This is a genomic window from Aquamicrobium defluvii (assembly GCF_004363725.1).
In the GTDB taxonomy this organism is placed as follows: domain Bacteria; phylum Pseudomonadota; class Alphaproteobacteria; order Rhizobiales; family Rhizobiaceae; genus Mesorhizobium; species Mesorhizobium defluvii.
In genome coordinates, this window is sequence record NZ_SNZF01000002.1 from 177,088 (window position 1) to 202,624 (window position 25,537).

The window sequence follows — 25,537 nt, forward strand, 5'->3', positions numbered from 1 at the left end:
TGGTCCCCGACGAGCGACCGGCCTTCAGGCCGATGCCCGGTTCCTGTTCTGCCTGCCCATGCGAAGCCGGATGATTCCACGCGGCCGCAGGACGCCCCAGAGCGCCGGATGCCCGGATAGATCCGGGCTGCCGCTCTACCGTTTGTTTTGCCGCATTTATGCGACGCCAGGTGATTCCATCCGGCTGCAAAATGCTCTAGCGCATGGCGGGTAAAAGGAAAACGAATTTTCGCCCGCGATTAAAACGATTGAAATGCCACGTCCCGCCGATCGGACGAGATCTCAGTTGGCCGGACGGGAGAAGGGCAGCGGCGCGCCAAACTCGGGCGTCGGCGCGAAAGCGCTCGCTGCGGCCGGCAAGCCGCCCGATGCTGCGATTGCCGCGATCGAGTCGGCGCGGGTGATCGTCGCCGCGCCCCCGGACGGATAGGTGACGGAAGCGACCGAAACCGGATCGGGCGCTTCAAGCACGGCGCGGCACGCCTTCGGCAGCGACGACATGGTCATCACGTCGCGCGCCTTCGGTGCATCGGGATTGGGATTGGGCCGCCAGGGTTCCTCGGTGAACCACCATGCCAGCGACTTGTCGCAGCCCTCGCCGGCCGGCACGGCCTCCTGGCGCTTGCAGTCGGGTGAGCCGGGCTGGCAGCCGATGCGGACATGGAAATGATAGTCATGGCCCCAGAACGGCCGGACCTTGCGCAGCCACGAGCGGTCGCCGGTCACCGTGTCGCACAGCTTCTTCTTGATGCCGGGATGGACGAGGATGCGCTCCACCTCGGGGTAGCTGGCGGCGCGCTTCAGCAGCCGGGCATGCGCCGGCGTCCAGCGCTTCTCGACCACCCTGCGCGTCTTCGGATCGATGAGGGAGACCGCCGACATGTTCTCGCGCTCCTGCGGCGTCAGCCGCCGGTCGGGCATGGGCGTGAACCATATGTCGGCGTCGAGGCCGATCTGGTGCGAGGCGTGGCCGGTGAGCATCGGCCCGCCGCGTGGCTGCGAGATGTCGCCCAGCAGCAGGCCCGGCCAGCCGTCCTGCACCGCATCGCGCGACAGTTTCTCGATCAGCGTGATCATTGCCGGATGGCCCCAGCGCCGGTTGCGCGACAGGCGCATGGCCTGCCATGTCGGGCCATCGGTCGCGATGGCGACGCCACCGGAAAAACACCCCTTGGAATAGAAGCCGATCGATTGCGGCTGGGTGGCGGCGGGCAGCTTGTGGGAGCCGAACAGCGTCTTGGCCAGTTCCTGCGCCTCCGCCTGCTGCGGAACCGCCGTTGCGAGCAGGGACATTGCGGCGATCGCCGCCGCGCATTTCGTCATCTTCGCCCACAATGCTCGCATTTCTGCCTCCGGCCGGAAGAACCCGAATCACATAATGTCGCCAACTGCGCCACGATCAAGGCAGACGCATCCTGGCTCGCGATTCTCCGTCCGCCCAGTTGCCGTCATCCCACAGGGCGCGGAGCGCCGCACGGTAGTCGGGGAAACGGAAGCGGTAGCCAGCAGCTTTCAGTGCGGCGTTGGAGACGCGCTTGTTCTCCCCGTAGAAGGAGCGGGCCATGGGGGTCAGCTCCGCTTCCTCAAACGGGACTTCCGGCGGCGGAGCGACGCCCATCAGCCCGGCCGCGAAGGCAACCACATCCTGCGGCGGCGCGGGCTCGTCATCGGCAACGTTGAAGATGCCGCCCTTCCCATGCCCGGCCAGATGCGCCAGCGCGCCGGCAATATCGGCAACATGGATGCGGTTGAAGACCTGCCCCGGCTTGATCAGCCGTCTGGCCGTGCCATCCCTGAGATTGACGAAGGCGTTGCGGCCGGGTCCATAGATGCCAGCCAGCCGCAGCACCGCCACCGGGCAGCCGATGGCCTCGCCAAGCTCCAGCCATTGGCGCTCCGCCTCGACCCGCAGCACGGAACGGCGCGATACCGGACGGCAGGGCGTCTCCTCGTCCACCCACGCGCCGCCATGATCGCCATAGACGCCGACAGTGGAGAGATAGCCGATCCAGCGCAATGCCGGCATTTGCCCCGCGATGAGATCGCGCGCGGCATTGAGTACCGGATCTCCCGCCTCGCCCGGCGCCACCGAGACGACGAGATGGGTGGCGTCGGCCAGCGTCTGTCCGATTGCTGGCGTCAATGTCCCGTCGAACAGCAGCGGCGAGATGCCGGCCTTGCGCAGCAGGCCGAAATTTTCTTCAGACCGCGTGGTGCCGAACATTGCCACATCCTTCGGGCAGAGGCCGGCGAAAGCACGGGCCGAATAGCCTGCGCCGAAAATGAAGATTCCTTGCGCGTTCATGCCCTTGCCTTTTCAGCCATATCCATCCCCTGCACCCATTCCGCGCGTACATCCGCATTGGTTTCATCGCGCAAGGCCGGGTGCGCAAGCGCTGCAAACTCGCCCCATGGCAGAAGGCGCGACAGCGCCCAGATAGCCGCGCCCCGCACCAGCGGCGAGGCATCAGCCGCCAGAGCGCGAACTTGCCCGATCAACCCGGTCTCGCCGGAATTTCCGGCTGCGATCAGCACGTTGCGGATGAAGCGGTCGCGGCCGATGCGCTTGATCGGCGAGCCGGAAAAGAGGGCACGAAAGGCTGGGTCGTCCAGTTCGAGCAGATCGGCCAGCCTCGGCTCGCGCAGATCGGCGCGCGCGGCGAGCTTGGCCTCGGAAGCGGTGCGGGCGAACTTGTTCCACGGGCAGGCGGCCAGACAATCGTCGCAACCATAGATGCGATTGCCCATCGCCTCGCGGAATTCCAGCGGGATCGGTCCCTTGTTCTCGATGGTGAGATAGGAGATGCAGCGGCGCGCATCGAGGCGGTACGGAACCGGGAAGGCATGGGTCGGGCACGCATCGAGGCAGGCCCGGCAGGAGCCGCAACGATCGACGTCGCGTTCGTCCGGTTCCAGTTCGGCCGTGGTGAAGATCGAGCCGAGGAACAGCCACGAACCGTGCGTGCGGCTGACCAGGTTGGTGTGCTTGCCCTGCCAGCCGAGCCCGGCCGCCTCGGCCAGCGGCTTTTCCATCACCGGAGCCGTATCGACGAACACCTTCACGTCGCCGCCGGCGCGGGAAACGATCTTGCCGGCGATTTCCTTGAGCCGGCCCTTCATGACGTCGTGATAGTCGCGGTTGCGCGCGTAGACGGAGATGGCGGCCCGGTCGCGCAGGGAAAGGATGCCGCGCGGATCGTGGTCCGGCCCGTAGTTCATCGCCAGAACGATGATGGAGCGTACTTCCGGCCACAGGACGCTGGGTCTCGCACGCCGCTCGAAGGTCTCCTCCATCCATTCCATGGAACCGTGGAAGCGGTCGGCCACGAATTGCGCCAGCCGCGCGGGGGCCTTGGGAATCGAATCGGGAGATGTCACGGCGCACAGGTCGAAACCGGCGCGCAGGGCCTCCCTGTCGATCAGGGCGCGGAGCTTTCCGGGGTCAGAAATCGAGGTCCGCATAATGCGACACCGGCGCCAGTCCGCGCACCCGGTCGGCCAGCAACGGGCGGAAGGAGGGGCGCGATTTGACCCGCATGTACCAGTCGCGCGCCGCGGCATTGTCGCGCCAGTCGACCTCGCCGAGATAATCGAGCACCGAGAAGGCGGCGGCGGCGGCAAGGTCGGCATAGGTGATGCGCGATCCGGCCAGCCAGTGGCGGGTGCCCGCCAGCCAGTTGGTGTATTTCAGGTGCTGCCGGATGTTGGCGCGCGCCGCCCGGATGGCGGTGGAATCGGGCGAGCCGCCGCCAGCCGCATTCGGCATCAGCGGCTTCAGAACCCGCTCACGCACCAGATGGCGGGTGACTTCGCTTTCCATTTTCCCCAGATACCAGTCGACCAGCCGCCGTATCTCCGCGCGGTCCATGGGATTTTCCGCGAACAGCCGCCGTTCGCGCTTGAGCACGCCGCGCGTTTCATCGAGATACTCGCCAATCACGGTGGCGCCCACGATCGGCACATCGCCCTCGGCGAGCAGGACCGGAAGCGTTCCGGCCGGATTGAGGGCCAGGAATTCCTTGCGGCGCGACCAGGGCATCTCCTCAATTAACGCCAATTCCTCTCCATATTCGCCGAAAGCGATTCGGACGAAACGACAGGCAGCGGACATCGGATGATGAAAAAGCGTCAGCATGGTTCCTTGGATCAAAAAAGCGCACCGGCACATTTCCGGTTGCGCCACACAGCCTCGGCAGCCCACCAACGAACTGTCAAGCTTTGCGTCCTATAGGATCAGAACACCGCCCTGACAAGCAACCGGGAATATCCAGGCAAACATGGAAAACACCACTATCGCCGAGGCCCTCCTGCTCGGGCTGCTGGAAGGGCTGACCGAGTTCATCCCGGTTTCCTCAACGGGCCACATCCTTCTGGCCGGCCATTTCCTCGGCTTCGAATCGACGGGCAAGGCGTTCGAGGTGCTGATCCAGCTCGGCGCGATTCTCGCCATCCTGTCGGTCTATGCCGCCCGCTTCTGGGATTTCATGAAGCGGTCCGACCGGCTTCATGTCATCGGCGAGGTGATCGTGGGGGTGATCGCCTCGCTGGTGTGGATGGGCGGCTGCGTCTTCGAGTTCATTTCGGCAACCGTCCGTCGCCGGCGTCCAAACCTGTTCCTGCCACCGCAGCTCCCCGACGATCCGGCCGTGCGCATGCTGGTGGGACTTGCAATCGGCTTCCTGCCGGCCGCGGTCATCGGCGTGCTGGCGCACGGCTTCATCAAGTCGGTGCTGTTCGAGACGCCGAAGCTGATCTGCATCATGCTGATCCTCGGCGGCATCGTGCTGCTGTGGATCGACCGGCTCGATCTCAGGCCGAAATATCATGAAGTCAGCCAGTTCCCGCTGCCGCTCTATCTCAAGATCGGCTTCTTCCAGTGCCTGGCCATGATCCCCGGCACGTCGCGCTCGGGCGCAACGATCGTCGGGGGGCTGCTGCTGGGCGCGGACAAGCGGGCAGCGGCGGAGTTTTCGTTCTTTCTCGCCATGCCGACCATGCTCGGCGCCTTCACGCTCGATCTGCTGAAGAACTGGAGCGCTCTTTCAGCCTCCGACCTCCACATCATCGGCATCGGCTTCGTGGCCGCCTTCGTGGCCGCGGTCGTGGTCGTGCGCGGCCTGCTGGGCTATGTCAGCCGTCATGGCTACAAGCTGTTCGGCTGGTGGCGGCTGATAGTGGGCACGGTCGGCCTCGCCGCGCTCTACATCGTCGGCTGACGGGAGTTCGCCGGCCGCTCGATCAGCCCCACATCCGGGCCAGCCGGCCTCTCCGGCTGCCCGAATTCACGCCGTCTGGCGGCGCTGGAACTGGCCGGAGGCGCGGAAGCGCCACAGGTAGCTCGGCAGGATGGTCGCCATCGACTGTGCCTCGATGCCCAGTCCGGCCAGCGTGCGCCCTTCGGCTTCCGCCTGCTCCGAGACCACGTTGTCCGAACGCAGCTGCGCCACCTGGTCCGTGGTCAGCAAAGGACTGGGCAGAAGGCCGAGGAACGTCGCGGCAAGCTTCGACACCCACCATGGCAGCGGCACCAGCAGGCGCTTGCGCTCGATAACCGCCAGCATCTCCTCAAGGCACTGGCGGAAGCTGGCGACAACCGGTCCGCCAAGCTCATAGACACGCCCGCCTGCCGCAGCGCCATCGACGGAAAGTGCCACGGCTTCGGCGACGTCGCCCACATAGACGGGCTGGAACTTCGTTTCGCCGCCGCCGACGAGCGGCAGAGCCGGCGAATAGCGCGACATGGCGGCGAAGCGGTTGAAGAAACCGTCCTCGGGACCAAAAATGACCGAGGGGCGGAAGATCGTCGCTCCGGATACCGTTTCCAGAACCGCCTTCTCGCCGCGCGCCTTGGTGCGGGCATAAGCCGATGGGGATTGCGTGTCGGCGCCGATGGCCGAAACGTGGGTCAGACCGGCGCCTGCGTTGCGCGCGGCCTCGGCAACGGCACGAGCGCCGAACTCATGCACCGACCCGAACTTCTGGCGGCCGCCCTCATGAAGGATGCCGACGAGGTTGATGATGTGGTCGGCGCCGATCACAGCCTGATCGACGGACTTGCGGAAACGCAGATTGGCCTGCACCGCCTGGATCTGGCCGACATTGCCGAGCGGCTGGAGATGCCCGGCAAGGTCCGGCCGGCGGCAGGCGACGCGGATGCGATAGCCGCGCCTTGCCAGTGCGCGCACGACATGGCGGCCCACGAAACCGGACCCGCCGAAGACGACCACGAGCTTGGGAGTTTGCAGGATTTCTGTCATGATTGGCTCCGGCTATATGCCCCGGCCGGGCCGGGACTTGGCTGAAGCCGCTACATAGTCCGTTTCGCGCCGAAGGCAAAGTGCGTTCGGTGGTCGCTCCCACCGAACGCGCCGGGATCAGAAAGCCTTGCCGATGCGGGCGTCGACCGAATGGCTGTTTGCGCCGCGGATAACGAAGAAGAACAGCATGGCCGACCAGAGGATCGACTTCTCCGCGCCTGCGAAACCCTGACCCAGGGTGATCCAGTGGAACCACACCGTCACCAGAAGCACGATCAGGCCGGCGAAGGCCGAGGGGCGGGTGAGGAAGCCGAGGGCGAGGAAGATGCCGCCGAAGAACTCGGCGCAGGACAGAAGCAGCGACCAGAAGGCGCCCGGATAGAAACCAAGGCCCTCGACCATTTCGGCCGCGCCGAAGGGGCTGACGATCTTGGACGAGCCGTGGATCGCAAGGATGCCGCCGGTAACGATCCGCAGGAGGGTTTCCGAACCTTCATGCAGCGCGGCATAGATGCCGCCGAGGGCCGGAACGATGAGGCGCTGACGCGCGGTTTCGGTGGTTGTGGACATGGAACCTTCTTCCTGTTGCGGAGGCGCTCCTAACGCCCCAAAGCCATCTTCACGGTCAAATGAAATAAAGTTGACCCGAAAGGCAAGGTTCAGAATGGTGACAGTCCGTTTCCGGATCCGCCATGCGAAAAGGCAAGGCTGCTTCATCGAAATAGCATTTGAGTGACACCTCAAAACGCGCGACGCTAACTGGATGGGCGGAGCATTCCTGCATCCTGCCGGACCTGCGAGGGCAGTTCCGGCATGGGTATGGGGCGTCGTGCCGATCTGGAAACGGACGGCTTCGGCTCATCGAGACGCACGGGGTGAGGAGAGATCGATCGCTGATGTCGGGATCATTTGACGGAAAACATATCATCGTGACCGGCGGCACAGGCGCTCTGGGCAGCGTCGTCGTCGGCGCACTCATCGAGCAGGGCGCCATCTGCCACGTACCGAACACCCATGCCGAACCGCCCGCGCATTTTCCCTATGCCAGCCATCCCAATGTCAGGCTGAGCCACAACATCTATCTGGCCGATTGCAAGACCGTGGACGCCTTCTATGCAGGCGTTGAAGATCTCTGGGCATCGATTCATCTGGCTGGTGGATTTGCCGCCGCGCCTATCGACAAGACCGAATCCGCCTCCTTCGAGGAACTGCTCGAAACCAACGTCCACACCAGCTTCTTCTGCTGCCGGGCGGCCGTGCGCAGCATGATGGCGGCCGGCAAGGGAGGCCGCATCGTCAATGTCGCGGCAAAGCCCGGCCTGAACCCGCGCCGGGGCTCGGGCATGGTGGCCTATACCACCAGCAAGGCGGCCGTCGCCGCCATGACGGTGTCGCTCGCCGAAGAGGTAAAGTCGCGCAACATTCTGGTCAATGCCATCGCGCCCTCCATTCTGGACACGCCGGCCAACCGGACTGCGATGCCGGACGCCGATTTCGGCAAATGGGTCAGCCTCGAAACCGTGGCCGCGACGATCGCCTATCTGGTCGCTCCCGCCAACGAGGCGATGAGCGGCGCGCTGATTCCGCTATACGGCCAGTCCTGAGCACCGGTCCAAAGCTGGCACGACAGACAAAAAAGACCCGCCGGAGCGATCCGGCGGGTCTTTTTGATGTCCGGTCCCGAACTCCGCCGCGAACGGCGGAGCCGGAAGGCGCAACGTCTTAGTTGGTCTGCTTCTTGAGCGCGGCGCCCAGGATGTCGCCCAGCGAAGCGCCGGAGTCGGTCGAACCGTACTGAGCGACGGCTTCCTTCTCCTCGGCGATTTCCAGCGCCTTGATCGACACCTGAACCTTGCGGGTCTTCTTGTCGTAGGCGATGACGCGGGCATCGACCTTCTGGCCGACGGTGAAGCGCTCGGGGCGCTGCTCGTCGCGGTCGCGCGACAGGTCGTTGCGCTTGATGAAGCTGTCGAGGCCGCTTTCAACCAGACGAACGTCCAGACCGCCATCCTTCACGCCGGTAACCTCGCAGGTCACAACGGCATTCTTGCGCAGCTCTCCGCTAGCGGCGGCGTCGCCGGCCGCATCACGCGAAAGCTGCTTGATGCCGAGCGAGATGCGCTCCTTGTCGATGTCGACGTCGAGCACCTGGGCCTTTACCATGTCGCCGCGGTTGTACTCCTCGATGACCTGCTCGCCCGGACGGTTCCAGTCGAGGTCGGAGAGGTGGACCATGCCGTCGACATCGCCTTCGAGGCCGATGAACAGGCCGAACTCGGTCTTGTTCTTGACCTCGCCCTCGACTTCCGAACCAACCGGATGGTTGCGGGCGAAGGCTTCCCACGGGTTCTCGAGCGTCTGCTTGAGGCCGAGCGAGATGCGGCGCTTGGCCGGATCGACCTCGAGCACCACCACGTCCACCTGCTGCGAGGTCGACAGGATCTTGCCGGGGTGCACGTTCTTCTTCGTCCACGACATTTCCGAAACGTGGATGAGGCCCTCGATGCCCGGCTCCAGCTCGACGAACGCGCCGTAGTCGGTGATGTTGGTGACGGTGCCGGTGATCTTCTTGCCGATCGGGAACTTGGTGCCGATGTCGGACCACGGATCGCTCTCGAGCTGCTTCATGCCCAGCGAGATGCGGTGCGTCTCCTGGTTGATGCGGATGATCTGCACCTTGACCGTCTGTCCGATGTTGAGGATCTCGGTCGGATGGTTGACGCGGCGCCATGCCATGTCGGTGACGTGCAGCAGGCCGTCGATGCCGCCGAGGTCGACGAACGCACCGTAATCGGTGATGTTCTTGACCACGCCCTCGACAACCTGACCCTCTTCGAGGTTCTGGACGATCTCGGAGCGCTGCTCGGCACGGCTCTCTTCAAGCACGGTGCGGCGCGAAACGACGATGTTGCCGCGACGCTTGTCCATCTTGAGGATTTCGAAGGGCTGCGGGTTGTGCATGAGCGGGGTGACGTCGCGGATCGGACGGATGTCCACCTGCGAACGCGGCAGGAAGGCCACCGCGCCGTCCAGATCGACGGTGAAGCCGCCCTTGACCTGGTTGAAGATGACGCCTTCGACGCGCTCGCCCTTGGAGAACTTCTCCTCGAGGCGGACCCAGCTTTCCTCGCGGCGAGCCTTCTCGCGCGACAGCATGGCCTCGCCCAGCGCGTTCTCGATGCGCTCGACATAGACCTCGACGGTGTCGCCGACCTTCAGCGTGCCGTCCTTGGCCTTGGCGCCGAATTCCTTCAGCGGAACGCGGCCTTCGACCTTCAGGCCGACATCGATGATGGCCATGTCCTTTTCGATGGCGGTAACGATGCCGCGGACGACCTGGCCCTCACCGGCATGACCGTCGGCGAAGGATTCTTCGAGCAGGCTCGCGAAATCGTCGCGAGTGGGGTTTGAAACTGACATATGTTCTCCTGAAATGCCTCTTTACCGGAGGCGGCGCCGTGGGTTCGTGTTGCGTTTGCCCGACCGACATTCCGGACCCTCGGGTCCCGGACCGCGCAAGGCGGTCGAAATACGGCGCGTGGAGCGCCGGCGGGCAGTTTTGGTCTTCCACCGAACGAAGAGACGGCTTTAACGCCGCCCGGCCCCCGCTCAGCTTCCGCTTCCCGTCGCCACTATATCATCGATGATGGCTCTGGCGGCAAGAAACGCGGTTTCTATATCCATTTCGCTGGTGTCGAGCAAGTGCGCATCGGCAGCCGGGCGCAACGGCGAATCGGCGCGGCCCATGTCGCGCTCGTCGCGGCGCACGATATCGGCCAGAATGGTGGCGAAATCGCCGCTGCCGTCCCTGGCCTCGATCTCGGCCAGCCGACGCCGCGCCCGCACCTCGGCGCTCGCCGTGACATAGAGCTTCACCGTCGCATCCGGGCACACGACCGTGCCGATGTCGCGACCGTCCAGAACGGCACCGGAGGGTTGCGCGGCGAAGACGCGCTGCTTGTCGACCAATATGCGCCGCACCTCCGGAATGACGGCGATCTTCGAGGCCGCCTCGCCCACGGCATGGGCCGAAAGCACCGTGCGGTCGAGCCCGCCCAGATCGACGAGATGCGCGGCCTCCACCGCATGCGGCGCATCGCCGAGCGGCCAGCCCTTCGCCAGCAGCATATGCGCCACCGCCCGGTAGGTGAGGCCGGTGTCGAGATGCGGCAGGTGGTAATAATCGGCCAGCCGCCGCGCCAGCGTGCCCTTGCCGGACGCGGCAGGTCCGTCGATGGCGATGACCAGCGCGGAGGCGAGCGGGCTGGCCATCACGCCGCCTTGTCCGCCGCATCGATCCGCGCGCCAAGCCCTGTCATCAGGTCCATGAACTCGGGGAAGCTGGTGGCAATCATGGCGCGGTCGTCGATGGTGACGGGGTGCTCGCTGGCCAGCCCCATGACGAGGAAGCTCATGGCAATGCGATGGTCGAGATGGGTCTTTACTGCTTCACCACCGCCCAGCCCCTTGCCTTCCGGCACGCCGCGCACGGCAAGCGTCGCCTCGCCCTCGGTGCAGTCGACGCCGTTGAGCCTGAGGCCGGCTGCGACGGCGGCAAGCCGGTCGCTTTCCTTGACGCGCAGTTCCTCCAGCCCCTGCATCAGCGTTTCGCCCTCGGCAAAGGCGGCGGCCACGGCCAGAACCGGATATTCGTCGATCATGGACGGCGCGCGTTCGGCCGGAACCGTCACGCCCTTCAGCTGCGAATGGCGCACGCGCAGATCGGCGACATCCTCGCCGCCTTCGTTGCGCGTATTCTGCACCTCTATATCCGCCCCCATTTCCTGAAGGGTGAGGATCAGGCCGGTGCGGGTGGGGTTCATCAGCACGTTGCGGATGACGATGTCGGAGCCCGGCACGATCAGCGCCGCGACCAGCGGGAAGGCGGCCGAGGACGGATCGCCGGGCACGCGAATCGTCTGGCCGGCCAGCCTGCCCTGCCCCTCGATGAAGATGTGGCGCACGCCGCGCTCGTCGGTCTCGACATCGATGCTGGCGCCAAAGCCCTTCAGCATCTTTTCGGTGTGGTCGCGGGTCATCACCGGCTCGATGACGGTGGTGATGCCCGGCGTGTTGAGCGCGGCCAAGAGCACGGCCGACTTCACCTGCGCGGAAGCCATCGGCACGCGATAGGTGATGGGGGCGGCGTGTTTCGGGCCGCGCAACGTCAGCGGCATGCGGTCGCCGGGGGCGGCGGAAAGCACCTGCACGCCCATCTGGCGCAGCGGGTCGAGCACCCGTCCCATCGGCCGCGATTGCAGCGAGGCGTCGCCGATGAAGGTCGTTTCCATGTCATAGGTGCCGACAAGCCCCATGGTGAGCCGCGAGCCGGTGCCGGCATTGCCGAAATCGAGCGGGCCTTCGGGTTGCAGCAGCGCGCCGTTGCCGGTGCCGCGGATGATCCACTCGTCGCCCTTCTTCTCGATATGGGCGCCCATCGCCTTCATCGCTTCGCCGGTGCGCAGCACATCCTCGCCTTCCAGCAGGCCGGTGATGCGCGTCTCGCCGGAGGCCAGGCCGCCAAACATGAAGGAGCGGTGCGAGATCGACTTGTCGCCGGGCACACGCGCCTCGCCCCTGAGCGGAGACGAGCGGCGGGCGATGGCCGGTTGCGGGGCGGCGGTATGCGACATGACTATTCCTCTTGCGAAGATCCCGGCCAGCGGGCAATTTCAAAGACAGCGCGGCGGTCTCGTATCACGGCCCGCCGCGACGGTCATCCCCCTCGGCAAGTTGCGGGAAACTCCCGTTTTCCCGTGGCGGCATTTGGCTTTGACAGGCTTACAATGAGCCGTTAAGGGGACCAGACTTTTTTCGACGAGGCTTGTCGTGGCAAAACCCGAACTTGGCACCAAACGAATCGACCCGGAAACGGGCCAGAAATTCTACGATCTGAACAAGGACCCGGTCGTCTCTCCCTATACGGGCAAGACCTATCCGCGCTCCTATTTCGAGGACAGCAAGGCCTCGATCCTGGAGGAAGAGGACGATGTGGCCGAGAAGGAGCTCGACGCCGAGGAAGATGGCGCCGTGCTGGTTCCGCTGGAAGACGCCGACGGCGATTCCAAGGACGACGATCTGCCGGATCTCGGTGACGACGACGACGATGTCGATCTGGGCGACGATGACGACGACACCTTCCTTGCCGATGAGGAAGAAGGCGACGACGACGTTGCCGACATGATCGGCGTCGGCGACGACGAGGACGACGAGCTCTGATCGGGCGCTGTCCACATGCCGCGATTTTTTATGCGCGGCATGAAAAAAGCAGGCTAAAGAGGCTTGCTATTGACGACGGGCGGCGCTAGAAGCCGCCCACATCGGGCGACGCGGCGTCGCCCCGATGACCTGGCCGGAAACGGCTCCCGAGAAGTCGGGTATGGGGCCATAGCTCAGCTGGGAGAGCGCCTGCATGGCATGCAGGAGGTCAGCGGTTCGATCCCGCTTGGCTCCACCAAAAACTTCAGAATACACATCACCGTCCGGCTTCGGTCGCCTTCCCATTGGGTGGCTGTGCGCTTTCGCGCCTGTTGTGACGCTGCGCCGGCGCGATCCTGCCGTGTGCGCGTCAGCTTCGCGACTGCCGGGGAAACTGGATGATCTCGCCTGCGGACCTGGCATGCTCCGCCGTGGCCACCATCTCGATCAGCAGGTCGAGCGCTTCACGCGCCTTGCCGCATGTCTCGTCATTGCCCCCGAGATAATAATAGGCGCGTTCAAGATGCACGCGGGCCGCCGACAGATCTCGTATCAAACTCATTCTCCATCAATGCCCGCCTGCCCCTTCTTCGCACGGGCATGCGAACAGAGAGCAAAAAGCGGCATGCGATTTTGAGTCAAATACGAGGAAAATGACCGCCTTCACGCCGGGCGGCGGCAAACAGTGAGACCTGCGCACGGATTCAGATTCGGCGAGCGGCTGCACAAGCACAGGTCTTTCAATGACCCGGCATACAGATGCAGTCCGACAAGGTGCCGTGGATCGTGCAGGGGTGCGGGAAAACGCCGCCCTGTCCGGCGGCCGTTCTCATTGGCCGGAACGGGAATCGCTGGTTACGCCCGCAGCGGCTCCGCAAACGGGAAAGCGCAACGCAATCCGCCATCAGTCTGCGGCGCGATCTGTCCTGCCAATGAGGATTTCACGCTTTCCGACATGATTCGGCGCGCCGACCAGCCCTTCCTTTTCCATGCGCTCGACCAGCGAGGCGGCACGGTTGTAGCCGACGCCGAGGCGGCGCTGGATGTAGGAGGTCGAGCACTTCTTGTCGCGCATCACCACCTTGACGGCTTCCTCGAACAATCCGTCGCCATCCTCTGCACCCATGGCGCTCTTGTCGAACACGGCGCCGTCATCGGCCTCCGGCTCCTCCTCGTCCTCGTCGGCGGTGACCGTCTCCAGATATTCGGGCCGGCCCTGCGTCTTGAGATGAGCGACCACCTGCTCGACCTCGTCGTCGGAGACGAACGGCCCGTGGACGCGGGCGATGCGGCCGCCGCCGGCCATGTGCAGCATGTCGCCCTGGCCGAGAAGCTGTTCCGCGCCCTGCTCGCCGAGAATGGTGCGGCTGTCGATCTTCGAGGTGACCTGGAAGGAGATGCGGGTCGGGAAATTGGCCTTGATGGTGCCGGTGATGACATCCACCGAAGGCCGCTGCGTGGCCATGATCAGGTGGATGCCGGCGGCGCGCGCCATCTGGGCGAGGCGCTGGATGGCGCCCTCGATCTCCTTGCCGGCGACCATCATCAGGTCTGCCATCTCGTCGACGATGACGACAATATAGGGCATGGGCGAGAGATCGATCTCCTGCTCCTCGAACAGCGGCTCGCCGGTGCCTTTCTCGAAGCCGGTCTGCACCTGCATGACCACGGTTTCGCCCTTGTCGCGGGCGGCCGCGGCACGCTGGTTGTAGCCGTCGATGTTGCGCACGCCGAGCTTCGCCATCTTGCGATAGCGGTCCTCCATCTCGCGCACCGCCCATTTCAGCGCGGTGACCGCTTTCTTGGGATCGGTGACGACCGGGGTCAGCAGATGCGGAATGCCGTCATAGACCGACAGCTCCAGCATCTTGGGATCGACCATGATGAGGCGGCATTCTTCCGGCTTCAGCCGGTAGAGCAGCGACAGGATCATGGTGTTGATGGCGACCGACTTGCCCGAGCCGGTGGTGCCGGCGACGAGCAGATGCGGCATCTTGGCGAGTTCCGCGATCACCGGCTCGCCGCCGATGGTCTTGCCGAGGCACACCGCCAGCTTTGCGCTGCTCTTGCGAAAGTCCTGCGATTCGATCATCTCGCGGAAATAGACCGTCTCGCGCGTTTCATTGGGCAGTTCGATGCCGATAACGTTGCGGCCCGGCACAACCGCGACGCGCGCCGAGATGGCCGACATGGAGCGGGCGATGTCTTCGGCCAGATTGATGACCCGCGATGACTTCACACCCGGTGCCGGCTCGAATTCGTAGAGGGTGACGACCGGGCCGGGGCGGACATGGATGATCTCGCCGCGTACGCCGAAGTCCTCCAGAACGCTTTCGAGAAGGTCGGCGTTCTGCTCCAGCCGCTCCTGCGACATGTAGAAGCCCTGCCCTTCGGGCGCCTCCTGAAGCAGCTCCTCGGAGGGGAATTCATAAGCCCCGCCGGATGAAACCTGCGTCACGCGGCCGGCCTTCGGCAGCGCGGGCGCGCGCGGGGCCGGCATGGTGATCTCGACCGAACGCGCGGCACGCACGGGTGACACCTCCGCCGCCGGTTCAACGGCCACGACCTCTTCGGGCCGTTCCTCGACCTTCACTTCGGGCTGGATGGCAGGAGCTTCAGCCACGGCGGCCGGCGTCTGCTGAACCGGAGCCGGCGCGGCCTCCTTTGCCTCCTTTGGCTGCGCGTCGAAGGCCCTGCCGGTCACGGCGCATTCGATGACGCGATAGAGCGTGGTGATGTCGGCGTTCTGAAGCGCGGAAGGGGCGATGCGCGCCCTTGGCATGGGCTCGGACCGGTTGCGAACGACCGGGGTGAAAGGTGCCGCCGATAGCCGCGCGGCAGCAGCGACAGGAGCCGCCGATCCGGCCCGGGACGGCACATCGACGGTGTTTTCGGCCACGAATTCGAAGAAGGCATGATCCGAAATACAGGCCCAGTGGCTGTCCGCCCTGCCATCCGTTCCGGCACTCGATTCGGCCTCCGCCTCCACGACAGGCCCGGCAGCCGGCTGCGCCCCGACGGTGCGGATGGGCTCGACACAACGTTCGGCTGCGACCGCCTGCCGGGCAGAAGCGCGGGGCACCGCGGCTGGCTCGGGCCTGCCGGCAGCAGCCGGGGCGGCCGCGACAGGAGCGAGACCAACCGGCCTGTTCCCCACGGGCACGGGTTCGCCGGACGGTTCGCCATGCCCGTCATCATCGCGCAGCTTCCGGATCTCGCGATCCGGCGTGCGGGTGAAGCGCACATTGGGAGCGAGGAAGAAATAGTTCTGGTAGGTCGGGCGGGCGAACTCTCCCTCCGGGCCACCGAAGTTCGGGAACGCCTCCCCCGCGCCCTTCGGCTGGACATAGCTCGCGCCGGTGCCATTGAGGTTGACCATGCGGGATGCCGGCGCTTGCGGGGCGGATGGCTGCACCGAAGGTGCGCGCGTTTCGTCGGAGCGCGGCGGCGGGCTGTCGGCCCGCGAAACCATGTCCGAAAAATTGGCCCGAGAAAGACGCATGGATGACATACTCAAGACTCGCCGATTGACTGCTCTCCAAGCAATAGGAAGCGATGGTTAACAGGTCCTTCCAGATTGGATCGAATGCGACGAATATCGACAGCTTGCACCGTCATGGCGTTTGCCGCAGCTGCAAAGCCGCGTTGCCGGAAACAGCGGTCTACGACCGGCAGAGGCTGGCCCTCACCCAGGCCGCGCTCGCGCGCCATCGAGATCGGCGCCAGCACCACGCGCGAGAACCCGATTACAGAAGGCGCAGATCTGCTATCACCCCGTCACCGTCTTCAACGCGTCCGTGAGCTACAGGCTGCGCGAGGACACGATCCTCAACGCATCGGTGCACAACATCACCGATCGCTACTATCCGGACCCGCTGGCACAGAGCTACATGCCGGCCCCCGGCCGCACGTTCCGCGCCGGCCTGACGCTCAGGTTCTGACCGGACGCTTCCCTCGCCTGCCCGAGGACGATCGTGGCGGAGGAACCTCGCTTGCCGGGTCCCCACCAGACATGGGCGGCGGCGCCAGCGGCGCGTAACGTTCTGTTCACCTTGCTCGTAGTCGCTTTCGTATCATCTTGCCCCTATATGGTAGGGGCAAGGAAAGGGAGCCGCGGCAAGAGGCGTAATCAGAATGGGGATGGATTCCGACACGCTTTTCTTCGCCGCCGGCATCTGCGCAACCGCTCTGGCCCTGACAATGCTGAGCGTATGGCTGCAGAACCGGATGGACCGTTTCCTGATGGGCTGGATGCTGGGCATGGTTCTGCTCGGCTGCGGCGCCGTTATCTACTCGACCGTGCCGTTTCATATCGAAACGCTCACCGCGTTCGGATTTCTTCTGCAAACCCTGGGTTTCGTGGCCGTGTACGTCGCCGCCCGGGTTTTCGTCGGCAAGCGGATCAAATGGGCCGCGACCATCGCGCTGGCCGCCGGCCTTTCGCTTCCCGTGGTCATCCTGATACTGGCGGGGCTGAACGGCCTGGGAACCGCCATCTACAATCTGGTGGCAGCGGTGCTCATCATGATGACGGCCCGTCTCTACTGGAATGCGCGCCGGGAAGCACCGGTATCGATTTTCGCCATCACGACCCTCTACGTGCTGACCGCACTTTCCTTCCTCCTTTGCGGCGGCGTGCTGCTGCAGGCGCGAAGCTGGACGCTTGACGCCCAGCCGAACAGCTGGGCGGAGAACGTCAATGCCATCATGGCCCTTGCCGGCATAACCGGCATCGGCGCGCTGTCGCTTGGCCTGAACCAGTCGAGAGCCGCCCGCCGCCATCGCATCGAGGCCCGAACCGACCCGCTGACCGGCATCCTGAACCGCCGCGCCCTGTTCGACAGCCTGGCCCTCGACCACCTTCAGCCCGCAGACGCAGTGGTGATCTTCGATCTGGACAACTTCAAGTCCATAAACGACCGATTCGGCCACAATGCCGGCGACCGCATCCTGTGCCAGTTCGCCCTCGAACTGCGCAGCAACCTGTGCCGGGGCGATCTGGCCGCGCGCATCGGCGGCGAGGAATTTGTCATGGTGATCCGGCAGGCCAACGTTCCGTCGGCCATCTCCATGGCCGAGCGCATCAGGTCCTCGTTCAAGGCGCAGCCGGTGCAGACCGGTTCCGGCCCGATCAACTGCACGGCCAGCGCAGGCATTGCCATCGTGCTTGCCTCGGACGAGGGCTTCGACAGCGTGTTCCTGCGCGCCGACGCCGCCCTCTATCGTGCCAAGAACAACGGTCGCGACCGTGTCATGACCGAACTGCAGGTCGTCGCCTGAAACGCCGTTTCATGACGGTCTTTGACAGTTGCGGCCGCGTGCCTCAGTTTCCCGGGCGATGACCACACAGGGAGAAGCACATGCGCATCTGGGGAATGCTCACGGCAATCGCGGCCGCCGCCATGCTCAGCGGCTGCGTGACGGAATCAAGCTACAAGCAGGCGCAGGAGATCGTGCGCGGCAGCCCGGCGATGAAGCGGGATGCGATCAACGAGTGCTACCGCGGCGCATCCCGGGCTTCGCCCGCCCGCAAGGCGCAGATGGCGAAGATCATGAATGTCAGCCCGCGCAGCAATGTCGCGCGCACCTATTGCACGCGCGCCTTCAACGGCATCGCCAGCGGCCGCATCTCCTATGAAGACTTCCGCATCAGGAGTCCGCGGTTCATCCGCGTGATCCAGGGCAGATAAGGCCCGCGAAGGCAGCCGGCATCACTTGATGCCGGCGCGCATGAAGCTCTGCACGAACTGGCGCTGGAACAGAAGGAAGCCGATCAGCAGCGGCGCGGAGGTCATCAGCGTCGCGGCCGAGATCACGCTCCACTGCACGCCCTGATCGGGCGAGGCGAACACCTGAAGGCCGACCGTCAGCGGACGCGTCGTCACCGAATTGGTGATGACCAGCGGCCACAAAAGGTTGTTCCAGTGATAGCTGACCGAAACCAGCCCGTAGGCGACATAGACGGGGCGGGCGAGCGGCACATAGACCTTGAGCAGAACGGCGAGCGGTCCCGCGCCTTCGACGCGCGCGGCGTCATCCAGTTCCTTCGGCACGGTCAGGAAGGTCTGGCGCAGCAGGAAGATGCCGAAGGCCGACGCCATGTAGGGCAGGCCCATGGCGAGAACCGTATCGACCAGCCCGAGCCTGGAGATGGTGCGGTAGTTCTCCACCATCAGCACTTCCGGCATGATCATGAGCTGGATCAGCACCAGCATGAACACCACCGTCTTGCCGGGAAACTCATAGCGGGCGAAGGCATAGGCGGCCAGCGTGCAGATCACGAACTGGCACACCAGAATGGTGGTGATCAGCGCGAAGGTGTTGAGGAAGTAGCGCGCGAAGGGCGCGGCGTTCCAGGCGTCGACGAAATTCTGGAGCGTCAGGGGCGCCAGCAATTCGAAGCGCACCTCATAGGCCGGCGGATGCACCGCCATCCACACGGCGTAGAACAGCGGCAGGATCCACAGAAACCCCAGCAGGTAGCAGGCCCCTGTTTCCAGAACCCGCCAGAAGGAGGCTTCGCGGGCATGATGGGAAAGGGTCATGGCGCTCATTTGTAGTGCACCTTGCGATCGAGAACGCCGAACTGGACGAAGGCCAGCAGGGCAAGGACGGCGAGCAGGACGACGGTCAGCGCCGAGGCATAGGCCGTATCCCAGAAGCGGAACGCGACGTTGTAGACGTAGTAGAGCAGCAGCGTGGAGGCGTTGTCCGGCCCGCCGCGGGTCATGACGATGACATGGTCGATCAGCCGGAACGAGTTGATGATGGCGTTGATCATCACGAACAGCGTGGTCGGCATCAGAAGCGGGAAGGTCACACGGCGGAAGAAGTACCAGCGGCTGGTGCCTTCCAGCGCGGCGGCCTCGGAAAGCGTGGGGCTGATCTGCTGCAAGGCGGCCAGATAGAAGATCATGAAGAAGCCGGCTTCCTTCCAGATCGCCAGCATCATGAGGCTGCCGAGCACCGTGTCGGGATCGCCCAGCCAGTTGCGCTCATGGAAGCCGAACAGGCCGAGGAACTGGTCGATGAGGCCGTAGCCGGGCGTGTAGAAGAAGAGCCAGATGTTGGCGACAGCGATCATCGGCAGCACGGTCGGCAGGAAGAACGACATGCGCATCAGCGCACGCCCGCGAATGGCGGAGTTGACGATGATCGCCATCAGCATGGACAGGGCGATCGCCGCCGGCACCGTGCCCAGCGCATAGATGGCGTTGTTCTTCAGCGCCGCCATGAACACCGGATCGCTCAGCATGCTGCTGTAGTGATCCATGCCGACGAACCTCGCCGGCCGGTTGCCGCGCGGCGTACGGTAGAAGCTGTTGATGAAGGTCATCACCGCCGGAATATGGGTAAAGGCGGCGAGCAGGACCGTGGCCGGCAGAAGCAGCAGCCAGGGCACCACCATGTTGTTCGTCTTCTTCACCTGCCAACCTTTCCGGGCTGTGATTTTCGACCCTGCAATCCAATGCGCGTGCCACGGAGCGCAACGGGCGCCCCGTGGCCGCAGACATGTCAGTCGCGATAGTCCTCAAGGATGCGGTCCGCTTCCTTCTGGGCATCGGAAAGCGCCTGCGCCGGCTCCTTCTTGCCCGTCAGCGATGCCTCGATGGCGTCGTCGATGACGCGCGAGATGCGCTGGTTCTCATGCGTGGACAGTTCCGGCACCATGTAGGGGATCTGCTCATGCGGCACGAGCGCGCCGGGGAACTCGGCGACATAGGCTTTCATGGCCTCGGTTGCCCAGGCATCCTCGCGCGCGGCGATATAGCCGGTCTTGATGCTCCATTCGGCCGCCTGCTCGGGCGAGGACAGCCACTTGACGAACTGGAAGGCGGCCGCCTGCTTCTCCGGAGCCACGCCGTTGAAGATGTAGGCGTTTCCGCCGCTGGTCGGCGCGCCGCGCTTCTTGTGTTCGGGCAGGATCTGCACGCCGAAGGGGAACGGCGCGTTGGTCTTGATGTTGGTGAGGTTGCCGCTGGTGGTGGTGATCATCGCGGCGCGCCCCTCGAAGAAGTCCTTCGGGTTGGTCGCCCATTCGATGACGCCCGGCTTCATGACCTTGTGCTTGTGGGCGAGATCGACCCAGTATTGCAGCGCCTCGACCACTTCGGGAGAATCGAAATAGGTCTGCGTGCCGGTCTCGTCGGCGATCTTGCCGTCGTTCTGGGCGACATAGCCTTGCAGCAGCCAATAGGAGGTCAGCGAGGACGGCACCTGCATGCCCCAGCGGCTGACATTGCCGTCGGCTTCGCGTTTGGTCAGCTTCGTGGCGAACTCGACCACCTCGTCCCAGTTCTGCGGACCCTTTTCCGGGTCGAGGCCGACTTCCCTGAACGCATCCTTGTTCCAGAAGAACAGCGTGGTGCCGCGCTGGAACGGAACGCCCCAGGTCTTGCCGTCATGCTGGCTGTTGACCATGAACACCGGGAAGAACCCTTCCAGCCACGCCTTGTCCTCGTCGGTCCTGACGAAGTCGTCGAAGGGGACGATCGCGTCCTCGTCGATCAGCGTGTACATGTCGGTCGACAGCATGACCGCGACTTCCGGCGGCTGGCCGGCGCGGTAGGCGGTGAGAGCCTTGCTGATCGTCTCGGGATAGGTGCCCGAATAGACCGGCTTCACCTTGATGTCGGGATGATCGGCCTCGAAGCGTGTGATCAGATCCTCGACGATCTTGGCCACCGGCCCGCCTATGGCGACGGGGTAGTAGAAATTGATCTCGACGGGCGCCGCCTGTGCGGCGCCTGCACCCAGCATGGCAACGCCTGCCAGCGCGCCCTTTATCCATCCAGTCCAGGAATTCATTGTCTTTCCTCCCGTGAAAAATCCAGATTCCGATGTGGCTGACCGCCGGCAGAAGGCGGTTTCGCCCGATTACTTGACTGCCCGCAGCGCCGGCACCTCGCCGGCACCATCGGCAGTCACCAGCACCTTGCGCTCGACGCGCCGGGTCGTTTCCCTGTCGAAGACATGCATGGCCTCCGGCTTCCACTCGAGGCCGACCGGGTCGCCCACTGCGTGGCGGCGCACGCCTTCCACACGCACCTGAAGAAGCTGGTCGCCGACCAGACATTCCAGAATACTGTCGGCGCCGTGATAGTCGATCGACTGCACGATGGCGGGTACGATGCCGGTGGAAGCGATCCGGATTTCCTCCGGGCGCACGCCAAGCAGCAGGCCGGCGCCCCGACCCTCGACCAGAGCAGGCCCATTGGTGCCCTTGACCACCGCACCGTCGGCGCCGTCCGCCAGTTCGACCAGATTCATCGGCGGCGTGCCGATGAAGCGCGCGGCGAAAGAGGTGGCGGGGCGCAGATAGAGCTCGGAAGGCGTCGCCTTCTGCTCGATCCTGCCGTTGCGCATGAGAATGACCTGGTCGGCAAGGCTCATCGCCTCGATCTGGTCATGGGTGACATAGACCATGGTCATGCCGAGCGACTTCTGGATGGAGCGGATCTCCTTGCGCATCTCGTGACGAAGCTGGGCATCGAGATTGGAAAGCGGCTCGTCCATCAGGCAGACCGGGGCCTCGGCGACGATGGCGCGGCCGAGCGCGACACGCTGCTGCTGGCCACCCGACAATTGCGAAGGCTTGCGATCGAGAAGATGGGAAAGGCCGAGAATATCCACGGCGCGCTGCAGGCGGCGGGCACGCTCGGCCGCGGGCACCTTGCGCACCTTGAGACCGAACACGATGTTTTCCGCCACGCTCAGATGCGGGAACAGGGCATAGGACTGGAACACCATGGCAAGGTCGCGCCTGGCCGGCGGCTCATTGGTGACGTCGCGGCCGCCGATGCGGATCGCGCCGGACGTGGCGCCTTCAAGACCGGCGATGAGCCGCAGCGTCGTCGACTTGCCGCAACCGGAAGGCCCCAGAAGCACGGTCAGCGTGCCTGCCTCGACTGTGAAGGAAACGTCCTGCACCGCATTGAAGGTGGCCCAGCTCTTGTTCAGGCTGGCAATCTCGATCCCCGACATTCCGGTTCTCCTCCATGGATGCGGCCACAGACGCTGACTGCCAGACGAAAAAGGCATGGCTGCGTCGCAATCTCTGAAATCGAAAATATTGAACTATTCTATCAAGGTCAATACATTTGTACAAATCTGCAAAATATGCGAAAAGTGCGGCGGCGCAATGCCTTCCATGGAGAACCCGATGAGTCCGTTCCGCATCCTGCACATATCCGACACCCACCTCTCGCCGCGCACCGAGCACTTCCGCCGCAACAACGAGGAGATGATCGCGCCGCTCTGTGCCTCCGATCACGACTACATCGTCCACACCGGCGACATCACGCTGGACGGCATCCGCTTCGAGGAGGACTACGTCTTCTGCCGCGAGTTCCTTGGCCGCACGGGCAAGGACATCCTCTACATCCCCGGCAACCACGACATCGGCGACAATCCGAACCTGTCGAAGCCGGAAGAGGAGAAGGGAAGCCGGATCAATGCCGGCCGCCTTGCCCGCTACAAGCGCTATTACGACAAGGATCGCTGGTCCTTCGACCGCGACGGCTGGCGCATCGTCGGCATCAACTCCATGCTGATCGGCTCCGGCCTTCCGGAAGAGCAGGAGCAGTTCGTCTGGCTGGACGAGCAGCTCGACACGCTGGGCGACCTGCATCTTGCGGTGTTCAGCCACCAGCCGCTGTTCATCGACGCGCCGGAAGTGACCGAGCTGACCTACTGGACCGTCGACCCCAGCGGCACCGAACGGCTGCGCCGGCTCGTCGGCCACCGATCGCTCAGGTTCATCGGCAGCGGCCACCTGCATCAGCAGCGCTCGCGCGCCTATGGCCAGATCCGGCTGGAATGGTGCTCCTCGATCGCCTTCACCACCCGCGAGGAACTGGTGCCGGAGATGGGCGGCACGCGCCTCGTCGGCTATCTGGAGCACGGCTTCCACCCCGACGGCCGTGTCGAAACCACCGTGCGCACGCTGGACAGCTTCACCAACAACTATCTCGACGATGTGCTTGAGACGGTCTATCCGAAATACTGAACCGTCGAAATTTTAGCCGGCAAGCCTCGCCCCTGACATGACAGGGCGAGGCCGTTTTCCCGAACGGGCTTCAGGCCGTTTCCAGCTCGTGCAGCGCGCCCGCGGGCACCTGCGCATTTCCGAACCAGTTCAGGCAGGTGACGGCGGCGAAACCGCGGTCGATGAGGCCGTTTTCGTCCTCTCCGATGGTGAAGTAGTTGCGGTCGGCCAGCGGCTCGATGCGCGCCGAAACCTCATCCTCCTCATGAATGACGACACGTGTCGCCACCTTGTCGCGACCGATGCGGGCGGCACGCATGGGCGCCGGCACGCGGCGCGGCAGGTTGACGTTCAGCCAGTGACCTTCACTGGCCCACTCGCCGCGCGTTTCCCAGAAGGACCGGATGCGCGCCGACAGCCAGTCGAAACCGGCATCCGAGAAGGTCTCGCTGTCGCGCGGCGCCGAAAAGGCGATGCCGGGAATGCCGTTCAGCGCTGCCTCGCGCGCCACCGCCATGGTGCCGGAATAGGACACATCCTCGGCCACGTTGCGGCCTTCGTTGATGCCGGAGAGCACCAGATCGGGCCGGCCGCCGTCGCGGAACACCCAGTTCAGTCCGGCGATGACGCAATCGGCCGGAGTGCCGGTGCACGCATAACGCTGTGCGGCGATACGGCTGACAGAAAATCCCTTGCGCAGGCTGATGCAATGACCGAAGCCGCTGCGATTGCCATCGGGCGCAATCACCCACACATCGGCGTTCAGGCGCAGCGCGGCCTCCTCAAGAACCTTGATGCCGGGAGCTCCGATCCCGTCGTCGTTCGAAATCAAAATGCGCATCAAATCCTGTCCCTGTTCCAGCCGCGGCCTTAGCCCTGCCTGGCCGCATCGCACACCGCACCCGCAGAGCTTCCCGCACTGCAATAGAACATTTATTGCAAAAAAGGAATAATTGTTCAATATTGCAACGTACAAGACCACACAAATCATGCATCGATGTGCCGGGGCCGGATTCCACTTTGCGTCGAATTCGGCTATCTGCCTCCGAGGAGGAGAAGACCATGGCCCGTACCGCCACCCGCCAGAAGAAGACCAAGTTCCAGTCCGATCAGGACGAGCTGAAGCTGCGCGCGGCATGGCTTTATTTCATCGAGGGCCTGACGCAGGAGCAGGTGGCCCAGCATCTGGGCATCAGCCGCATCAAGGCGTTGCGCCTGCTGGCCGCCACGCGCGAGGACGGCACGGTGCAGATTTCCATCAATGCACAGGCCGAGCCGCTGCTCAGGCTGCAACGGGCGCTGGAGCGGCATTTCGGCCTGTTCGAGGCGATCGTCGCGCCGGCGCAGGACCAGTCCGAGACGAGCATCGCCGCCGTGGTCGGCCATGCCACCGGCCGCTACATTTCCGAGCGCGTCTCCGACGGGCTGACGATCGGGGTCGGCTGGGGCGCCACGCTGGCGGCCTGCATGAATTCGCTGAGCTGGCGCGAGGTCGAGAACATGACGGTGGTGTCGCTGCTTGGCGGCCTCACCCATGCCGCCGCCCACAATCCCTCGGCCGTGGCATGGCGGCTGGCGGAGTTCTACAAGACGGAACTGTTCCAGATCACCGCACCGATCTTCGTGCCGCATGAGGAACTGGCTTCTGCCCTATGGGAGCTCGACGATCTCAGGCAGCTCCGGAAACGGGCGGGAGAGGTCGACATCGCACTGCTTTCCGTCAGCGACATCAGCAAGCAGGCGTCGATCTTCCGGCGCGGCATCCTGTCGTGGGAAGAAGGCGAGAGCCTCAGGGCTGCCGGCGGCGTCGGCGATGTGCTGGGCCGCTTCGTCGATGCCGAGGGCACTGTCATCGACCACCCTGTCAACCGGCGCGCCATGTCGATCAACCCCGCCGATATCCGCAAGGTGCCGAAGGTCATCATCTCCTCGGGCGGGGTGCGCAAGATCCACGCGATCCGCGCCGGCATCGCCGCCACGAACGCCAAGGTGCTGATCACGGATGAGGCGGCAGCGCAGGCAATGCTGGAATTGCCGCCGCTCGGCTAAAAAAGTGGCGTATCGCAACGCGTTACAACAAACTCGCGCGAAACTT

25 protein-coding genes and 1 tRNA gene are annotated in these 25,537 nt (G+C 64.5%); 9 read left to right on the plus strand and 17 right to left on the minus strand.

The annotated features are described in order from the left end of the window. Positions 1-282 precede the first annotated feature (282 nt). The 4 genes from mepA to DES43_RS02205 are packed head-to-tail and all read right to left on the minus strand — an operon-like array spanning position 283 to position 4,135. Positions 283-1,344 (minus strand): penicillin-insensitive murein endopeptidase, encoded by a 1,062-nt coding sequence (gene mepA / locus DES43_RS02190; protein ID WP_035025222.1) that lies wholly within the window; start codon positions 1,342-1,344, stop codon positions 283-285. A gap of 55 nt (positions 1,345-1,399) precedes the next feature. After that, on the minus strand, positions 1,400-2,305 hold the full coding sequence (locus DES43_RS02195; RefSeq protein ID WP_035025224.1) for an SDR family NAD(P)-dependent oxidoreductase: 906 nt from the start codon (positions 2,303-2,305) through the stop codon (positions 1,400-1,402). Beyond that, on the minus strand, positions 2,302-3,462 hold the full coding sequence (queG, locus tag DES43_RS02200; protein WP_035025226.1) for a tRNA epoxyqueuosine(34) reductase QueG: 1,161 nt from the start codon (positions 3,460-3,462) through the stop codon (positions 2,302-2,304). The genes DES43_RS02195 and queG overlap by 4 nt, the downstream gene beginning before the upstream one ends. Next, the gene (locus DES43_RS02205; RefSeq protein WP_035025228.1) at positions 3,443-4,135 is read right to left on the minus strand and encodes a glutathione S-transferase family protein; all 693 of its coding nucleotides are present in this window, start codon (positions 4,133-4,135) and stop codon (positions 3,443-3,445) included. Before DES43_RS02205 ends, queG begins: the two co-directional genes overlap by 20 nt. Positions 4,136-4,277: 142 nt before the next feature. Here DES43_RS02205 and DES43_RS02210 point away from each other — a divergent pair, with 142 nt between their 5' ends. Next, complete coding sequence (locus DES43_RS02210; RefSeq protein ID WP_035025230.1) at positions 4,278-5,216, plus strand: undecaprenyl-diphosphate phosphatase; 939 nt, start codon at positions 4,278-4,280, stop codon at positions 5,214-5,216. Positions 5,217-5,282: 66 nt separating this feature from the next. Here the strand turns inward: DES43_RS02210 and DES43_RS02215 are convergent, their stop codons facing one another. Both DES43_RS02215 and DES43_RS02220 read right to left on the minus strand, forming a co-directional pair. Then, the gene (locus tag DES43_RS02215; protein WP_035025231.1) at positions 5,283-6,257 is read right to left on the minus strand and encodes a complex I NDUFA9 subunit family protein; all 975 of its coding nucleotides are present in this window, start codon (positions 6,255-6,257) and stop codon (positions 5,283-5,285) included. 117 nt (positions 6,258-6,374) lie between these two features. Then, positions 6,375-6,827, minus strand: a complete 453-nt coding sequence (locus tag DES43_RS02220; protein ID WP_035025232.1) for a DoxX family protein — start codon at positions 6,825-6,827, stop codon at positions 6,375-6,377. A 326-nt stretch (positions 6,828-7,153) separates the two neighbouring features. Here DES43_RS02220 and DES43_RS02225 point away from each other — a divergent pair, with 326 nt between their 5' ends. After that, positions 7,154-7,861 carry an SDR family NAD(P)-dependent oxidoreductase gene (locus DES43_RS02225; protein WP_035025235.1) on the plus strand — a complete coding sequence of 236 codons (708 nt, stop codon included), beginning with the start codon at positions 7,154-7,156 and terminating at the stop codon, positions 7,859-7,861. 118 nt (positions 7,862-7,979) lie between these two features. Here the strand turns inward: DES43_RS02225 and rpsA are convergent, their stop codons facing one another. The 3 genes from rpsA to aroA all read right to left on the minus strand — a co-directional run bounded on the left by rpsA (position 7,980) and on the right by aroA (position 11,890). Continuing rightward, positions 7,980-9,677 carry a 30S ribosomal protein S1 gene (gene rpsA, locus DES43_RS02230; RefSeq protein WP_035025236.1) on the minus strand — a complete coding sequence of 566 codons (1,698 nt, stop codon included), beginning with the start codon at positions 9,675-9,677 and terminating at the stop codon, positions 7,980-7,982. 189 nt (positions 9,678-9,866) lie between these two features. After that, a complete protein-coding gene (cmk, locus tag DES43_RS02235; protein WP_133674791.1) occupies positions 9,867-10,529 on the minus strand; it encodes a (d)CMP kinase in 663 nt (220 codons plus the stop codon). Continuing rightward, the gene (aroA, locus tag DES43_RS02240) at positions 10,529-11,890 is read right to left on the minus strand and encodes a 3-phosphoshikimate 1-carboxyvinyltransferase (RefSeq protein ID WP_035025239.1); all 1,362 of its coding nucleotides are present in this window, start codon (positions 11,888-11,890) and stop codon (positions 10,529-10,531) included. Before aroA ends, cmk begins: the two co-directional genes overlap by 1 nt. Before the next feature lie 196 nt (positions 11,891-12,086). On the opposite strand from aroA, the gene DES43_RS02245 reads away from it, so the two are divergent. Beyond that, positions 12,087-12,476 (plus strand): TIGR02300 family protein, encoded by a 390-nt coding sequence (locus DES43_RS02245; RefSeq protein WP_035025241.1) that lies wholly within the window; start codon positions 12,087-12,089, stop codon positions 12,474-12,476. 162 nt (positions 12,477-12,638) lie between these two features. Next, positions 12,639-12,714 (plus strand) — tRNA-Ala (locus DES43_RS02250). 111 nt (positions 12,715-12,825) lie between these two features. On the opposite strand, the gene DES43_RS02255 is transcribed toward DES43_RS02250, so the two are convergent. The 3 genes from DES43_RS02255 to DES43_RS22615 all read right to left on the minus strand — a co-directional run bounded on the left by DES43_RS02255 (position 12,826) and on the right by DES43_RS22615 (position 16,187). Next, a complete protein-coding gene (locus tag DES43_RS02255; protein ID WP_035025244.1) occupies positions 12,826-13,017 on the minus strand; it encodes a hypothetical protein in 192 nt (63 codons plus the stop codon). 342 nt (positions 13,018-13,359) lie between these two features. Beyond that, on the minus strand, positions 13,360-15,957 hold the full coding sequence (locus DES43_RS02260; protein WP_425352071.1) for a DNA translocase FtsK: 2,598 nt from the start codon (positions 15,955-15,957) through the stop codon (positions 13,360-13,362). An 11-nt stretch (positions 15,958-15,968) separates the two neighbouring features. Beyond that, on the minus strand, positions 15,969-16,187 hold the full coding sequence (locus tag DES43_RS22615; RefSeq protein WP_198027480.1) for a hypothetical protein: 219 nt from the start codon (positions 16,185-16,187) through the stop codon (positions 15,969-15,971). A 65-nt stretch (positions 16,188-16,252) separates the two neighbouring features. On the opposite strand from DES43_RS22615, the gene DES43_RS22620 reads away from it, so the two are divergent. The 3 genes from DES43_RS22620 to DES43_RS02275 all read left to right on the plus strand — a co-directional run bounded on the left by DES43_RS22620 (position 16,253) and on the right by DES43_RS02275 (position 18,145). Further along, complete coding sequence (locus DES43_RS22620) at positions 16,253-16,396, plus strand: TonB-dependent receptor (protein WP_198027481.1); 144 nt, start codon at positions 16,253-16,255, stop codon at positions 16,394-16,396. A gap of 193 nt (positions 16,397-16,589) precedes the next feature. Beyond that, positions 16,590-17,735 carry a GGDEF domain-containing protein gene (locus DES43_RS02270; protein ID WP_035025245.1) on the plus strand — a complete coding sequence of 382 codons (1,146 nt, stop codon included), beginning with the start codon at positions 16,590-16,592 and terminating at the stop codon, positions 17,733-17,735. 80 nt (positions 17,736-17,815) lie between these two features. Then, positions 17,816-18,145 carry a hypothetical protein gene (locus DES43_RS02275; protein WP_035025247.1) on the plus strand — a complete coding sequence of 110 codons (330 nt, stop codon included), beginning with the start codon at positions 17,816-17,818 and terminating at the stop codon, positions 18,143-18,145. 21 nt (positions 18,146-18,166) lie between these two features. On the opposite strand, the gene DES43_RS02280 is transcribed toward DES43_RS02275, so the two are convergent. The 4 genes from DES43_RS02280 to DES43_RS02295 all read right to left on the minus strand — a co-directional run bounded on the left by DES43_RS02280 (position 18,167) and on the right by DES43_RS02295 (position 22,439). Beyond that, entirely contained in the window at positions 18,167-19,009 is an 843-nt protein-coding gene (locus DES43_RS02280) for a carbohydrate ABC transporter permease (RefSeq protein WP_051520482.1), read from the minus strand. Then, positions 19,006-19,863: a carbohydrate ABC transporter permease gene (locus DES43_RS02285; RefSeq protein ID WP_133674795.1), complete on the minus strand. Its 858-nt coding sequence runs from the start codon at positions 19,861-19,863 to the stop codon at positions 19,006-19,008. Before DES43_RS02285 ends, DES43_RS02280 begins: the two co-directional genes overlap by 4 nt. 107 nt (positions 19,864-19,970) lie before the next feature. Next, the gene (locus DES43_RS02290) at positions 19,971-21,263 is read right to left on the minus strand and encodes an ABC transporter substrate-binding protein (protein WP_035025250.1); all 1,293 of its coding nucleotides are present in this window, start codon (positions 21,261-21,263) and stop codon (positions 19,971-19,973) included. A gap of 69 nt (positions 21,264-21,332) precedes the next feature. Next, the gene (locus DES43_RS02295) at positions 21,333-22,439 is read right to left on the minus strand and encodes an ABC transporter ATP-binding protein (RefSeq protein ID WP_051520483.1); all 1,107 of its coding nucleotides are present in this window, start codon (positions 22,437-22,439) and stop codon (positions 21,333-21,335) included. A gap of 178 nt (positions 22,440-22,617) precedes the next feature. On the opposite strand from DES43_RS02295, the gene DES43_RS02300 reads away from it, so the two are divergent. Then, positions 22,618-23,463, plus strand: a complete 846-nt coding sequence (locus DES43_RS02300; RefSeq protein WP_035025375.1) for a metallophosphoesterase family protein — start codon at positions 22,618-22,620, stop codon at positions 23,461-23,463. A 70-nt stretch (positions 23,464-23,533) separates the two neighbouring features. On the opposite strand, the gene surE is transcribed toward DES43_RS02300, so the two are convergent. Beyond that, positions 23,534-24,283, minus strand: coding sequence for a 5'/3'-nucleotidase SurE (gene surE, locus DES43_RS02305; protein WP_035025252.1), 750 nt, complete (start codon positions 24,281-24,283; stop codon positions 23,534-23,536). A 221-nt stretch (positions 24,284-24,504) separates the two neighbouring features. On the opposite strand from surE, the gene DES43_RS02310 reads away from it, so the two are divergent. Beyond that, positions 24,505-25,491, plus strand: a complete 987-nt coding sequence (locus DES43_RS02310; RefSeq protein ID WP_035025254.1) for a sugar-binding transcriptional regulator — start codon at positions 24,505-24,507, stop codon at positions 25,489-25,491. Positions 25,492-25,537: the final 46 nt, after the last annotated feature.

Coding starts and splice junctions, on each gene's coding strand:
- mepA (WP_035025222.1), bottom strand. CDS start 1,344: ATGCGAGCATTGTGGGCGAAGATGACGAAATGCGCGGCGGCGATCGCC.
- DES43_RS02195 (WP_035025224.1), bottom strand. CDS start 2,305: ATGAACGCGCAAGGAATCTTCATTTTCGGCGCAGGCTATTCGGCCCGT.
- queG (WP_035025226.1), bottom strand. CDS start 3,462: ATGCGGACCTCGATTTCTGACCCCGGAAAGCTCCGCGCCCTGATCGAC.
- DES43_RS02205 (WP_035025228.1), bottom strand. CDS start 4,135: ATGCTGACGCTTTTTCATCATCCGATGTCCGCTGCCTGTCGTTTCGTC.
- DES43_RS02210 (WP_035025230.1), top strand. CDS start 4,278: ATGGAAAACACCACTATCGCCGAGGCCCTCCTGCTCGGGCTGCTGGAA.
- DES43_RS02215 (WP_035025231.1), bottom strand. CDS start 6,257: ATGACAGAAATCCTGCAAACTCCCAAGCTCGTGGTCGTCTTCGGCGGG.
- DES43_RS02220 (WP_035025232.1), bottom strand. CDS start 6,827: ATGTCCACAACCACCGAAACCGCGCGTCAGCGCCTCATCGTTCCGGCC.
- DES43_RS02225 (WP_035025235.1), top strand. CDS start 7,154: ATGTCGGGATCATTTGACGGAAAACATATCATCGTGACCGGCGGCACA.
- rpsA (WP_035025236.1), bottom strand. CDS start 9,677: ATGTCAGTTTCAAACCCCACTCGCGACGATTTCGCGAGCCTGCTCGAA.
- cmk (WP_133674791.1), bottom strand. CDS start 10,529: ATGGCCAGCCCGCTCGCCTCCGCGCTGGTCATCGCCATCGACGGACCT.
- aroA (WP_035025239.1), bottom strand. CDS start 11,890: ATGTCGCATACCGCCGCCCCGCAACCGGCCATCGCCCGCCGCTCGTCT.
- DES43_RS02255 (WP_035025244.1), bottom strand. CDS start 13,017: ATGAGTTTGATACGAGATCTGTCGGCGGCCCGCGTGCATCTTGAACGC.
- DES43_RS02260 (WP_425352071.1), bottom strand. CDS start 15,957: ATGCGTCTTTCTCGGGCCAATTTTTCGGACATGGTTTCGCGGGCCGAC.
- DES43_RS02270 (WP_035025245.1), top strand. CDS start 16,590: ATGGGGATGGATTCCGACACGCTTTTCTTCGCCGCCGGCATCTGCGCA.
- DES43_RS02275 (WP_035025247.1), top strand. CDS start 17,816: ATGCGCATCTGGGGAATGCTCACGGCAATCGCGGCCGCCGCCATGCTC.
- DES43_RS02280 (WP_051520482.1), bottom strand. CDS start 19,009: ATGAGCGCCATGACCCTTTCCCATCATGCCCGCGAAGCCTCCTTCTGG.
- DES43_RS02285 (WP_133674795.1), bottom strand. CDS start 19,863: ATGGTGGTGCCCTGGCTGCTGCTTCTGCCGGCCACGGTCCTGCTCGCC.
- DES43_RS02290 (WP_035025250.1), bottom strand. CDS start 21,263: ATGAATTCCTGGACTGGATGGATAAAGGGCGCGCTGGCAGGCGTTGCC.
- DES43_RS02295 (WP_051520483.1), bottom strand. CDS start 22,439: ATGTCGGGGATCGAGATTGCCAGCCTGAACAAGAGCTGGGCCACCTTC.
- DES43_RS02300 (WP_035025375.1), top strand. CDS start 22,618: ATGAGTCCGTTCCGCATCCTGCACATATCCGACACCCACCTCTCGCCG.
- surE (WP_035025252.1), bottom strand. CDS start 24,283: ATGCGCATTTTGATTTCGAACGACGACGGGATCGGAGCTCCCGGCATC.
- DES43_RS02310 (WP_035025254.1), top strand. CDS start 24,505: ATGGCCCGTACCGCCACCCGCCAGAAGAAGACCAAGTTCCAGTCCGAT.